This window comes from Arthrobacter sedimenti, assembly GCF_042652025.1.
Classification (GTDB): domain Bacteria; phylum Actinomycetota; class Actinomycetes; order Actinomycetales; family Micrococcaceae; genus Arthrobacter; species Arthrobacter sedimenti.
On record NZ_JBHSDQ010000003.1, the window covers coordinates 426,751 to 439,533 of the forward strand.

Below are 12,783 nucleotides of genomic sequence, written 5' to 3' on the forward strand. Positions count from 1 at the left end.
CCACGTGGCACTAAGGTTGAAGTCAATGAAACTCGTTGACCAGCTGAGCGACCTGTCCACCCCCAACCCGGCCGCCGCCGTCGACCCCGACGCCCTGTACACCCGGTTCGTGGAGTGGACGGAAAGCCGGGGCCTGTCGCTGTACCCGGCGCAGGACGAGGCCATCATGGAGCTGGCAACGGGGGCCAACGTCATCCTGGCAACGCCCACGGGATCGGGGAAGTCGCTTGTGGCGATCGCCGCGCACTTCCAGGCCATGGCCCAGGGTCGCCGCAGCTACTACACGGCGCCCATCAAGGCCCTGGTCTCCGAAAAGTTTTTTGCACTGTGCGACATTTTCGGTGCGGAGAACGTGGGCATGATCACCGGCGACTCCGGGGTCAACCAGGACGCGCCCATCATCTGCTGCACCGCAGAGATTCTGGCCAACATCGCATTGCGGGAAGGCTCGGCCGCGGAGCTCGGCGCGGTGATCATGGACGAGTTCCACTTCTACTCCGACCCGCAGCGCGGCTGGGCCTGGCAAGTCCCCCTCCTGGAGCTTCCGCAGGCGCAGTTCCTGCTCATGTCCGCCACCCTGGGCGACGTGACCCGGTTCGAGGAGGGGCTGACCGCGTTGACCGGCCGCGCCACCACCACGGTGAGCTCGGCGGAGCGGCCCATCCCGCTGCACTACTACTACCACCAGACTCCCGTCCACGAGACCCTGGAGGAGCTGCTGTCCACCAAGCAGGTGCCTGTCTACGTGGTGCACTTCAGCCAGCTCGAAGCCATTGACCGCGCCCAGAACCTGATGAGCATCAACGTGTGCACCAGGGAGGAAAAGGACAAGATCGCGGAGCTGATCGCCAACTTCCGGTTTGCGGCGGGGTTCGGGAAGACGCTGAACAGGCTGGTCCGCCACGGGATCGGCGTGCACCACGCCGGCATGCTGCCAAAGTACCGCCGGCTGGTGGAGCAGCTGGCACAGGCGGGACTGCTGAAGGTGATTTGCGGGACGGACACACTGGGCGTGGGCATCAACGTGCCCATCCGGACGGTGCTGCTCACGGCCTTGAGCAAGTACGACGGCGTCCGCACCCGGCTGCTCAACTCACGTGAGTTCCACCAGATTGCGGGGCGGGCCGGCCGGGCGGGCTACGACACCGCCGGGACCGTGGTGGTGCAGGCGCCCGAGCACGTGATCGAGAACGTGAAGGCCATGGCCAAGGCCACCGCCAAGTTCGGCGACGACCAGAAGAAGCTGCGCCAGGTGGTGAAGAAGAAACCGCCCGAGGGTTTCGTGTCCTGGGGCGAGCCCACGTTCAACCGGCTGGTGGAATCAGTCCCGGACCCGTTGACGTCAAGCTTCACGGTGACGCACGCCATGCTGATGAACCTGATGGAACGGCCGGGCGACCCGTTCGCGGCGGCCCGGCGGCTGCTCACCGAGAACCACGAGCCGCGCCCCAACCAGCTGCGGCTGATGAAGAAGGCGCTGGGCATCTACCGGGAACTGCTGGCTGCCGAGGTCATCGAGCGGATCCCGCCGGACGAGCAAGGCCCCGATGGCCGCACTGTCCGGCTGACCGTGCACCTGCAGCCAAACTTCGCCCTCAACCAGCCGCTCTCCCCCTTCGCACTTGCTGCGCTGGACCTCCTTGACCCGGAGTCGCCGTCGTACGCCCTGGACGTGGTGTCCGTCATTGAGGCGACCCTGGAGAAACCCCGCCAAATCCTCTCCGCACAGCAAAAGAAGGCCCGCGGCGAAGCGGTGGCCGCCATGAAGGCCGACGGCATCGACTACGACCAGCGGATGGCCATGCTGGATGAGGTGACCTACCCCCAGCCGCTGGCAGAGATCCTGGGTGAGGCGTTCGAGGTGTACCGGAAGGCTGCGCCATGGGTGGGCGACTTCGAGCTGGCACCCAAGTCGGTGGTCCGCGACATGTACGAACGGGCCATGAACTTTGGTGAATTCGTCCAGTTCTACGGCCTGGCGCGCTCGGAAGGCATCGTGCTGCGGTACCTCGCCGACGCCTTCAAGGCGCTGCGCCAGACCGTCCCGCAGGACGCCCTCCGAGAGGACCTGGCGGATCTCATCGCCTGGCTCGGCGAGCTGGTACGGCAGGTGGACTCCAGCCTCCTGGACGAGTGGGAGGAACTCACGTCCGGGAAGGCCCCGACGCCGCACGACGCACCGCCGCCCCCGCCGCCGTCGCTCACCTCAAACATCCGCGCATTCCGGGTGATGGTGCGCAACGAGATGTTCCGCCGGGTGGAGTTGTTCGCCGACGAAGATTCCGCGGCTTTGGGAGAGCTCGACGGCGGCTCCGGCTGGGGTGCCGACCGCTGGGAAGATGCGCTGGACGACTACTTCGACGAACACGACGACATTGGGACGGGCCCAGATGCCCGCGGCCCCGGCCTGCTGATGATCACCGAGGAACCCGGCACCTGGAAGGTTCGCCAGATCTTCGACGATCCGGCGGGCAACCACGACTGGGGGATCTCGGCGGAGGTGGACCTGGCGGAGTCCGATGCGACCGGAACGGCCATGGTCAGGGTGACGGAGGTAAACCGCCTCTGACGCGGGCCGCCTGCGCTCCTGCGGGCTCTCCACGGCCCTGCGGTGGGCGTGCCGGTACCGGCGGTAAGCTCGAATCATGAGTGTAATCCGTCCCGCAACCCGGCATGACGTCCCCGCCATCCTCCGTATGATCCACGAACTGGCTCATTACGAGAAGGAACCCGACGCCGTCCGGAATTCACCCGAGCTGTTGGACCAGGCGCTCTTTGGCGACAACCCCAGCGTGTTCGCTGTCATGGCCGAAGATGATGCGGGGGACGTGCAGGGCTTCGCACTGTGGTTCCTGAACTACTCCACCTGGGAGGGCGTGCACGGGATCTACCTGGAGGACCTCTACGTCAGCCCGGAAGCGCGCGGCGACGGGCACGGCAAGGCGCTGCTGCAGCACCTCGCCGCGACCGCCGTAGAGAACGGCTACGCCCGGGTGGAGTGGAGCGTGCTGGACTGGAACGAGCCCTCCATCAATTTCTACCGCCGCCTCGGGGCCCGCCCCATGGACGGCTGGTCCACCTTCCGGCTCACCGGCGAGGCGCTGGATATGTTCGGCCGGGCAGCCTCCCTCCCGGCTCCCGCCCGTGGTTGACGTGCAGCGCGGCACTGCCGCGGCGGTCCGGCACGAGGTCAGGGCCAGGCACGAGTTCCGCGGCATGCGCACCGTGGAGCACTACTTCACGGTCCCACTGGACCATTCGGAGCCGTCCGGCGAGTCCATCACAGTTTTCGCACGCGAGTACGTCTCCGCGGCACACAGCGAGGAAGCCGCCGGCGCGCTGCCATGGCTTCTGTTCCTGCAGGGCGGACCCGGCGGACGCGGGAACAGGTGGGGTTCCCTGGGCGGCTGGAGCAAGGCCGCGGCCCAGGACTTCCGGATCCTGATGCTGGACCAGCGCGGCACTGGGCTCTCCACACCCCTCGACCGCACCACCCTGCCTGGCCGCGGCTCCGCGCCCGCCCAGGCCGCCTACCTGGAACATTTCAGGGCAGACTCGATCGTGGCGGACGCGGAGCTGATCCGAGCGGCCCTTGGCTCCGGCCCCTGGACCATCTACGGCCAAAGCTACGGGGGCTTTTGCGCCCTGACGTACCTGTCCTTCGCACCGGAGGGACTGCGCGAAGTGCTCATCACCGGCGGCCTTGCACCGCTCACCGGCAGCGCGGACGACGTGTACCGCGCCACCTACCAGCGCGTGGCGGCACGCAACGAGGAATACTTCGGCTGGTATCCGGAGGACCGGAAGACGGTGGAGCGGATTGCCCGGCACCTGCGCTCAACAACCGAGATGATGCCCGACGGCGTGCCCCTGACGGTGGAACGGTTCCAGATGGCGGGGGCATTCCTGGGCGGCAACACCCGGGTGGACAGCCTCCACTACCTGCTGGAGGACGCCTTCGTGCAGACCCCCGGCGGGCCAAGGCTTTCGGACACGTTCCTGGAGCAGCTCCAGGGCGTCGTTTCCCGCCGTTCCAACCCGCTGTATGCCCTGATGCACGAATCCATTTACGGCCAGGGGCAGGCCACCAATTGGTCCGCCTGGCGGATGCTCGCCGAGAACCCCTGGTTCAGGCCGGATGCCGAGCCGCTGCTGCTGACCGGCGAGATGGTGTATCCGTGGTACTTCGAGCAGGACCCGGCCCTCGAGCCCTTGCGGGAGGTCGCGGAGCTGCTGGCTTGCAGGCAGGATTGGCAACCGCTCTACGATTCCCGGGTGCTTGCCACCAACACCGTCCCCGTGGCGGCGGCGGTGTACTCGGACGATATCTACGTGGACCGGGACCTCTCCTTGCGCACCGCGGCAGCAGTGCAGGGCCTGCAGGTGTGGGAGACCGCCGACTTCCATCACGACGGGATTGCCGACGACGGTGAGAGGATCTTCGCCCGCCTGTTGGGAATGGCCCGGTCAAGCGGCCGCTGACTGCCGGTGCGACGTGCGGGTGACAACGGCGGCGGCCAGGACAGCAGCGCCGATGGTTCCGCCCAGGAGGTTCAGGCCCAGGTAGCCGGCGTAGCCCAGGACCAGTCCGGACAACGCGCCGCCCAGCGCTCCCGCGGCGCCCATCAGCATGTCGGAGACGCCCTGCACCGCCACTTTGGCGTCCCGCCCGACGCTGTCAGCCAGCAGCGTGGACCCCGAGATGGTGGCCGCAGACCAGCCCACGCCCAGCAGGACCAGCCCGATGGCTACGGCGGTGGTTGAGGACTGCCCGAATCCGGCAACCGCGACGGCGGCCACCAGCACCGTGAAGCCGATCATGATGGTCTCGATCCGGCCTGCCCTGTCCGTCAGCCAGCCCATGACCGGGGAGAGCGCGAACATCCCGGCGATGTGCAGCGAAATGGTGAAGCCGATGATGACCAGCACGTCACCCTCGGCATGTCCGGTATGCGGACCGGGCCCCTCCACGAGGTGCTGCAGGTGCAGCGGAGTCATGGACATCACGCCCACCATGACGGCATGGGCAGCGACGATTCCGGTCACGGCCAGCAGCGCCGTCCGCGAACTGCGGATGGCCCGTAGTCCACGGCCAAGGGAGCCTCCGACGGCCGGTGGCGCGCCGGGGACGCCCTGCCCGGGGACATCTGCCGAAGGGCCGCCGGTGTGCGGGGCGTCCAGATGGCCCGTCGCGACGTTCTTGCCGGCAGCGGCAAGTTCGCGTGCCAGCAGCAGCGGGTCGGGACGGAGGCCGGCGAACACGAGCACGGTGGCGATCAGGAGCCCGGCCCCGGAGATCACGAAGGGGCCTGCGATGGGCGGCAGGCCCAGTGCGGTGCCAACAGCCGTACCGGGCTGGATGAGATTGGGCCCGGCGACGGCGCCGACGGTGACCGCCCAGACGACGGTGGACAGCGCCCGGCCACGGTGCTCGGCGGCAGCGAGATCGACGGCCGCGAACCTGGCCTGCAGGCTCGCGGCAGTCCCCACGCCGATGCCTGCCGCCCCCAGGACCAGCAGGATGAAGGAACCGGATATCACTGCCAGGACCATGAGCACTGCGCCGGCAAGGGCGGCGGAGAGTCCGGCCACCTGACCGGTGCGGCGGCCGCGCCGTTCGGCCAGGGACGCCAGGGGCAGCGCTGCGGCTGCGGCGCCGAGGGTCATTACGGTGGCAACGGATCCCGCCCACGCGCTGGACCCCGAGAGTTCGACGGCCAGGATGGAGCCGATGGACACGGTTGAACCCGTCCCGAGTCCACCGAACACCTGGGCCGCGCTCAAGAGCACAACGGTGCGCCGCTGCACCTGGCGCACGCCCTGATCCTTCACAAGTGTGCGGGCCATGTTCCGAGCATAGACCCGTGCCGGGGTGCCCTGCAGGGGGTTTTGGTCGCTGTTTCTACCAGGGTTTAAAACGGGTAGTCCCGGCCGCGAAGAAGGCCGGGACTACCGTGATGGGATCGTGCGGCGCGGCCCTATTCGGCGTCGCTGTGGCTCTTCCTGGCGTCCTCTTCGAGCCGGGGATCAACTTCCGCAGCCTGCGCTTTGGAGCTGAGCAGGCTCGCGGCCACGGCAATAATGATGGTGCCCACAATGACCGCAAGCGATACGAAGGTGGGGATCTCCGGCGCCCACTCGATGTGGTGCCCACCGTTGATGAAGGGCAGCTCGTTGACGTGCATGGCGTGCAGGACCAGCTTGACGCCGATGAATGCCAGGATGACGGACAGCGCGTGCTTCAGGTATATCAGCCGGTTCATCAGGCCACCGAGGAGGAAGTACAGCTGCCGCAGGCCCATCAGGGCAAAGAGATTGGCGGTAAAGACGATGAAGGGGCTCTGGGTCAGGCCGAAGATCGCCGGGATGGAGTCCACCGCAAACAGGAGGTCCGTCAGGCCGATGGTGATGAAGACAATCACCATTGGGGTGAAGACCTTCTTGCCGTTGACCACGGTCCGCAACTTGCCGCCGTCGAACTTCTCCGACATGGGGATGACCTTGCGGATTTTGGCAATCAGCGGGTTCTCGCGGTCTTCTTCCTCTTCGCCCTCGTCCTGGGCCTGCTTCCACGCCGTCCAGAGCAGGAAGGCGCCGAAGATGTAGAACACCCAGCTGAACTGGTTGATGACCACGGCGCCCAGCAGGATGAAGATGCCGCGCAGGATGAGCGCGATGATAATGCCTACCATCAACACTTCCTGCTGGTATTTCCTGGGCACGGAGAACCTGGCCATGATGATGATGAACACGAAAAGGTTGTCGATGCTGAGGCTGTACTCCGTGACCCAGCCGGCAACGAACTGGCTGCCAAATTCAGGGCCGGTGAAAGCGAACATGGCGCCGGCGAAGGCCAGGGCCAACGTGACGTAGAAGGCCACCCACAGTCCGGCCTCCTTCATGGACGGCTCGTGCGGCCGCCGCACCACCAGGAGGAGGTCGATCAGGAGAATCAGGCCGAGGACGGCAAATGAGCCAACCTCGAACCATACAGGCAAGTCGAGCACAGGGCAGCCTTTCGCAGGGTACACAAAAATGGTGTAAGTCTCTCCGGCCTGCCTGTGCACTTGGTGCTGATGTGGCGGCCCGCTACGCCCGGCGGGGCAACTGTGCCCTGCGTGTTGACGATCGTAGCGCTTGGGATACTCCCCTACGTGCCTTTAACTGTACCCCAGCGCATACAACCTGATGTTTCACGCAAACCGCCCCGGCCGTTTCGGATAACGGTTTCCCATACCCTATTGACCCGCCCTGCGGTGCTTGTAATAATCATCCGCAGTGAGAAAGCGCTTTCTCACCTCGACCTAGTATTCGTCCAGAAAGTCAAGGTTGGTCAATGAAGACTCCGCTTCGCACTGGCATGGTGGCCAAGGCCCTCGCCACCGCCGCCGCCGTGGCCCTGCTGGCTACCGGCTGCTCCTCCGCCTCCTCATCCAGCGACAGCGGCGGCAACGTCACCGTCCGGTTCACGTGGTGGGGCAACGACCTGCGGAACAAAGAGACGCAGCAGGTTATCGACGCTTTCCAGGCCTCACATCCCAACATCAAGATCCAGGCCGAGCCCGGCGTCTGGAGCAGCTATTGGGACAAACTGGCCACCACAACCGCCGCCAATGATTCCCCCGACGTGATCCAGATGGACCAGGCCTACATCGCTGAATACGGTGGCCGTGGAGCACTGCTGGACCTCTCGAAGCAGGGCAACATCGACACCTCCAAGATTGACCAGGATGCCCTGAAGTCCGGCCAGGTGGACGGCAAGCAGTATGGCCTGAGTACGGGCCAGAACGCCAAAGCGGTGATGATCAACACCAAGATGTTCCAGGACTACGGGGTCCCCATCCCGGACGACAAGACCTGGACCTGGGACGACTACACAAAGACCGCCGCCCAGATTGCTGCTGCGGCATCCAAGGCCGGCCAGACGAACTACGGCAGTTCCTACTCGCTGACCGACTCCGACCTCAACACCTGGGCCATGCAGCACGGCGAGTCGCTGTACTCTGCGGACGGCGGCCTCGGCTTCAAGGAAGGCACCGCCACGTCCTTCTTCGAGAACGTGCTGAACCTGCGCAACAAGGGGGCAGCCGCTCCTGCCAACATCGCCACGGAGGACATCAGTGCCCCGGTTGAACAAACCCTCTTCGCCACCGGCAAGACTGCCATGTCGTGGTGGTGGACCAACCAGGTCAACGCGCTCCAGTCCGCACTGAAGAGTGAGGTGAAGATCCTGCGCGCGCCGAGCTCCACCGGCAGCGCCAAGGACAACGGCATGTCCTACAAGCCGTCCATGTTCTGGTCCGTTTCCTCGCGCAGCAAGCATCCGAAGGAAGCCTCCGAGGTGGTCAACTACCTGCTCAACAACCTGGACGCGGCGAAGACCATCCTGACGGAACGCGGCTTCCCCACCAACTCCGAGGTCCAGACGGCGATCGACCCGCAGCTGACGCCCGCGGATAAGGCAGCCGCGGCATTCCTGAAGGACATCAAGCCGGACCTCAAGGACGTTCCTCCCGTACCTCCCACGGGTTCCTCCGGGGTACAGGCACTGATCCAGCGGTACAGCAGCGATGTCCTTTTCGACCGCAGGTCACCTTCGGACGCGGCCAAGGGCCTCATGCAGGAAGCAAAGGACATGATCGACTCGGCCAGGAAGAAGTAGGACCCGGGACCGGCTCAAACAGCGAAAACGGCGGGCATCCCCTGATGGGATGTCCGCCGTTCCCGGTGAAGCAGTTGCCCAGAAACCAAGCCGCTGCCCGAAGGTAATTCCGGGCCTAGGCGTGGCCTGCGGCCTGCATCTGGCGCAGCTCCTTCTTCAGTTCGCTGACTTCGTCGCGGATCCGGGCCGCCACCTCAAACTGCAGGTCGGCGGCCGCTCCGTGCATTTGTTCCGTCAGCTGCGCGATCAGGCCCACCAGGTCCTCGGCCGGAGCGGCGGCCAGGCCGTCCGCCCGGACGGTGGCCGCGGCCTTCTTGGCCCCCTTGGCACCGGACTTGGTTGCCCCGGTGATACCGCGCTTGCCCTTGCCGTAGTCGAAGCTGTTCAACAGCGCATCGGTGTCGGCGTCTTCCTTGGCCAGTTGGTCGGTGATGTCGGCGATCTTCTTCCGCAGCGGCTGCGGGTCCACGCCGTGTTCCTTGTTGTAGGCCACCTGTATGGCGCGCCGCCGGTTGGTCTCGTCGATGGCGTTGGCCATGGAGTCGGTGATGCGGTCCGCGTACATATGCACCTCGCCGGACACGTTGCGGGCGGCACGCCCGATGGTCTGGATGAGCGACGTGGATGACCGCAGGAAGCCTTCCTTGTCCGCATCCAGGATGCTGACAAGGGATACCTCGGGAAGGTCGAGTCCTTCACGGAGCAGGTTGATGCCTACCAGTACGTCAAAGGACCCCATGCGAAGTTCGCGCAGCAGCTCCACGCGGCGCAAGGTATCCACGTCCGAGTGCAGGTACTCGACCTTGACGCCGTGGCCCAGCAGGTAGTCCGTGAGGTCCTCCGCCATGCGTTTGGTCAGGGTAGTCACCAGGACCCGCTCATCCTTCTCCACCCGCGTCTTGATTTCACCAAGCAGGTCATCGATCTGGCCCTTGGTGGGCTTGACCACCACCTCGGGATCGACAAGGCCGGTGGGCCGGATGATCTGCTGGACGAACCCGTCCGCCTTGCCCAACTCGTATTTGCCAGGGGTGGCCGAAAGGTAGACCGTTTGGCCCACCCGTTCCAGGAACTCGTCCCACTTCAGCGGCCGGTTGTCCATGGCCGATGGCAGCCGGAACCCGAAGTCCACCAGGTTCCGCTTCCGCGACATGTCGCCTTCGTACATGGCCCCGATCTGGGGAATGGTCACGTGGGACTCGTCCACCACCAGCAGGAAGTCGTCCGGGAAGTAGTCCAGCAGGCAATGGGGGGCGGTGCCCGGCCCGCGCCCGTCAATATGGGATGAATAGTTCTCGATGCCGTTGCAGAACCCCATCTGCTGCATCATTTCAAGGTCGTACGTGGTGCGCATGCGCAGTCGCTGTGCTTCCACCAGCTTGTTCTGGCTTTCCAGCACCTTGAGGCGGTCGGCCAGTTCATCCTCGATCCGCTTGATGGCGCGCGCCATCCGCTCCGGCCCGGCCACATAGTGCGAGGCCGGGAAGACGTACATCTCCTCTTCGTCGCGGATGACCTCGCCCGTGAGCGGGTGAAGGGTGTGGATGTTCTCGATCTCATCGCCAAAGAACTCGATCCGGATGGCCAGTTCCTCGTACATGGGAATGATTTCCACGGTGTCGCCGCGCACCCGGAACGTTCCACGGTGGAAGTCCATGTCGTTGCGGGAGTACTGCATGGCGACGAACTTGCGGAGGAGGTCGTCCCGGTTCATCTCCGCACCCTTCCGCAGGGTGACCATCCCGGCGATGTACTCCTCAGGGGTACCCAGGCCGTAAATGCAGGAGACAGTGGCCACCACAACCACATCGCGGCGGGTCAGCAGCGCGTTGGTGGCCGAGTGCCGGAGCCGTTCGACTTCCTCGTTGATGGACGAATCCTTCTCGATGAAGGTGTCCGTCTGGGCCACGTAGGCCTCAGGCTGGTAGTAGTCATAGTAGGAGACGAAGTATTCCACCGCGTTGTTGGGCAGGAGTTCGCGGAACTCGTTGGCCAGCTGCGCGGCGAGCGTCTTGTTCTGCACCATCACCAGGGTGGGGCGCTGCACCTGCTCGATCAGCCAGGCGGTAGTGGCGCTTTTACCAGTTCCCGTGGCACCGAGCAGCACCACGTCCTTCTCGCCGTTGTTGATGCGCTCCGTCAGCTCCTTGATGGCGGCCGGCTGATCGCCCGCAGGCTGGAATTCGCTGATGACTTCGAAGGGCGCTACAACACGGTTGACTTCCTGCGCAAGGCTCATGGATCTAATTTACAACCGGGCACTGACAGTGGACTGCCACGTCCGTTACCGGCGAACAACCTCCCGTGTGGGGCCCGGCTTCAGGACGCGTACGACGGCGGTTCCCACCCGGTTGCCTCGGCCCAAGCCGACATCCGCGGCCAGGCTTCGTCCGTGAACCAGGGTTCCTTGGCGTCGGCGTATGCCCTGGTGGTCGGCGAACCGGCGTACCGTGCTGCGAGGTCCGCCTTGTGCTCGGCGTAGAGCTCCAGCGCGGAGGGGTCGTTCCGCAGCCAGTCCCGGAACATCAGGGCGTAACGCCAGCCTGCCGAACCGGCCGCACGGACATGCACGTTGACGGCACAGCACGGGTCCGCGTTGGCGTGGAACCGCTTCAACCAGGCCGACCGGTCAGGATCGCCGGGCTTCGGGGTGTCGGCCTCCACTCCCCGGACGGCTGGAAAGCCTGCCGCGGCAAGGAGCGGGGCAAGTCTTTCCGCCGCTTCGAGATCCGGCACGGCCACCTGCAGGTCGATGACGTCCTTGGCGGCCAGGCCGGGCACGGAGGTGGATCCGATATGCTCCACCGCCAGGATGAGGTCCGGCGCGGCCGCAGCAATCCTCGCTGCAATCCTGCCTGCCTCCTGCGCCCACCTTGCGCGGTGTGGCTCCAACACCGCTCCCCCGCGCCGCGGCGCGCGTTTCCCTTCCGCCAGGTTATGGGCGAACGGCACCAGGCGCCCGTCCCAGAGCCCATCAACCTGGTCCAGCAACTGCTGCACGGTCCCTGAGTTGTCAAGGACGGCGTCGGCGGCGGCCAGCCGTTCCTCCCTGGTGGCCTGGGCAGCCATGCGGGACAGCGCGGCCTCCGCGGTCATCCCCCGCAACTCCTGCATCCGGTGCAGCCGCACGTCGTCGGGGGCGTCCACCACGACGACCAGGTGGAAGGCGGCCCCCTGCCCGGTTTCCACCAGCAAGGGAATGTCCTGGACCACCACGGCGTCAGCGGCGGCGGCCGCCGTGATGGCAGCGGCGCGGGCACGCACCAGGGGATGGACGATGGCGTTCAGCGCAGCCAGCCGCTCGGGGTTGCCGAACACCGCCTCCCCGAGCCGCGGCCGGTTAAGCCGTCCCCCGCCGTCGAGTATCCCTGCGCCAAATTCCGCGACGATGCGCTCCAGCCCCTCGGTCCCGGGCTCCACCACCTCACGGGCCAGGGCGTCCGCGTCCACCAACACGGCGCCGCGTTCCTTCAGGCGCGCAGCCACCACCGATTTCCCAGAGGCGATTCCGCCTGTCAATCCGATCTTCAGCATCCTCCCACCCTAGGGCACGCCTTCCGGACCGCCGAGGGGTCCGGGCTGCCGCCGCATGCGATCATGTGCGTCTCTCCGCGCGGGTTCTGATCCCCTGAAGCATCCGCCGCGACATGATGTAGCTTGCCACCTCCACTGCTTCGACCATCCAGACTGTCCACCATCGACGGTAGGCATACCGCTCCCGCACCAGCAGCCGGGTACTGCCGTCGGGCTGCGGCCGCAGTACGAACGCCCAGGTGAAGTGGAAAGGCCCGGGAGGTGTATCAGGTGGAACGCCCAGGACCAGTGCGCTTCCTGTGTCAACGCGGACCACCTCCAGGTCCGAGGACGCCGCCGGGGCCAGGTGGACATGGTCCCCCGCCTGGATGTCCTGCCACTCCTGGTGGATCCGGTCTGTGCTGTGGATGTCGAGGCCCAGGAGGTTTTCCAGGAAGTCGTAACTGTAGAAACCGCCACGTCCCTGGCCTATTTGCGCCAGCCAGGGCCACACAGCCCCGGCCAGCGCCACTGCCGGCGCGGCCAGCTGCCTGAATTTGCCTGACATGGGTCGATTTTCCAGCCGGCCGCCTGCGCTGTCATGGGCC

At 65.8% G+C, this 12,783-nt stretch carries 9 protein-coding genes; 4 read left to right on the forward strand and 5 right to left on the reverse strand.

Annotated features, from left to right (window positions below; all coding sequences use genetic code 11):
* The first annotated feature begins 25 nt into the window (after positions 1-25).
* The 3 genes from ACFO0G_RS10070 to ACFO0G_RS10080 all read left to right on the forward strand — a co-directional run bounded on the left by ACFO0G_RS10070 (position 26) and on the right by ACFO0G_RS10080 (position 4,482).
* Complete coding sequence (locus ACFO0G_RS10070) at positions 26-2,569, forward strand: DEAD/DEAH box helicase (protein ID WP_286403966.1); 2,544 nt, start codon at positions 26-28, stop codon at positions 2,567-2,569.
* 76 nt (positions 2,570-2,645) lie between these two features.
* Positions 2,646-3,152 (forward strand): GNAT family N-acetyltransferase, encoded by a 507-nt coding sequence (locus ACFO0G_RS10075; protein ID WP_376977336.1) that lies wholly within the window; start codon positions 2,646-2,648, stop codon positions 3,150-3,152.
* A 64-nt stretch (positions 3,153-3,216) separates the two neighbouring features.
* Positions 3,217-4,482 (forward strand): alpha/beta fold hydrolase, encoded by a 1,266-nt coding sequence (locus tag ACFO0G_RS10080; protein ID WP_376977479.1) that lies wholly within the window; start codon positions 3,217-3,219, stop codon positions 4,480-4,482.
* Here ACFO0G_RS10080 and ACFO0G_RS10085 read toward each other — a convergent pair.
* Together ACFO0G_RS10085 and ACFO0G_RS10090 are read right to left on the reverse strand one after the other, a co-directional pair.
* Positions 4,468-5,847: an MFS transporter gene (locus tag ACFO0G_RS10085; protein WP_376977338.1), complete on the reverse strand. Its 1,380-nt coding sequence runs from the start codon at positions 5,845-5,847 to the stop codon at positions 4,468-4,470. The two genes, ACFO0G_RS10080 and ACFO0G_RS10085, sit on opposite strands and share 15 nt — an antisense overlap.
* A gap of 131 nt (positions 5,848-5,978) precedes the next feature.
* Positions 5,979-7,007 (reverse strand): TerC family protein, encoded by a 1,029-nt coding sequence (locus ACFO0G_RS10090; protein WP_286403957.1) that lies wholly within the window; start codon positions 7,005-7,007, stop codon positions 5,979-5,981.
* A gap of 329 nt (positions 7,008-7,336) precedes the next feature.
* On the opposite strand from ACFO0G_RS10090, the gene ACFO0G_RS10095 reads away from it, so the two are divergent.
* Positions 7,337-8,662: an ABC transporter substrate-binding protein gene (locus tag ACFO0G_RS10095; RefSeq protein WP_376977341.1), complete on the forward strand. Its 1,326-nt coding sequence runs from the start codon at positions 7,337-7,339 to the stop codon at positions 8,660-8,662.
* Positions 8,663-8,777: 115 nt separating this feature from the next.
* Here ACFO0G_RS10095 and uvrB read toward each other — a convergent pair whose 3' ends face one another.
* The 3 genes from uvrB to ACFO0G_RS10110 form a co-directional block, all read right to left on the reverse strand.
* Positions 8,778-10,901 (reverse strand): excinuclease ABC subunit UvrB, encoded by a 2,124-nt coding sequence (uvrB, locus tag ACFO0G_RS10100; protein WP_286403952.1) that lies wholly within the window; start codon positions 10,899-10,901, stop codon positions 8,778-8,780.
* 80 nt (positions 10,902-10,981) lie between these two features.
* Positions 10,982-12,196 carry a dephospho-CoA kinase gene (gene coaE, locus ACFO0G_RS10105; protein WP_376977343.1) on the reverse strand — a complete coding sequence of 405 codons (1,215 nt, stop codon included), beginning with the start codon at positions 12,194-12,196 and terminating at the stop codon, positions 10,982-10,984.
* 61 nt (positions 12,197-12,257) lie between these two features.
* Positions 12,258-12,743, reverse strand: a complete 486-nt coding sequence (locus ACFO0G_RS10110) for a hypothetical protein (RefSeq protein ID WP_376977345.1) — start codon at positions 12,741-12,743, stop codon at positions 12,258-12,260.
* Positions 12,744-12,783 lie beyond the last annotated feature (40 nt).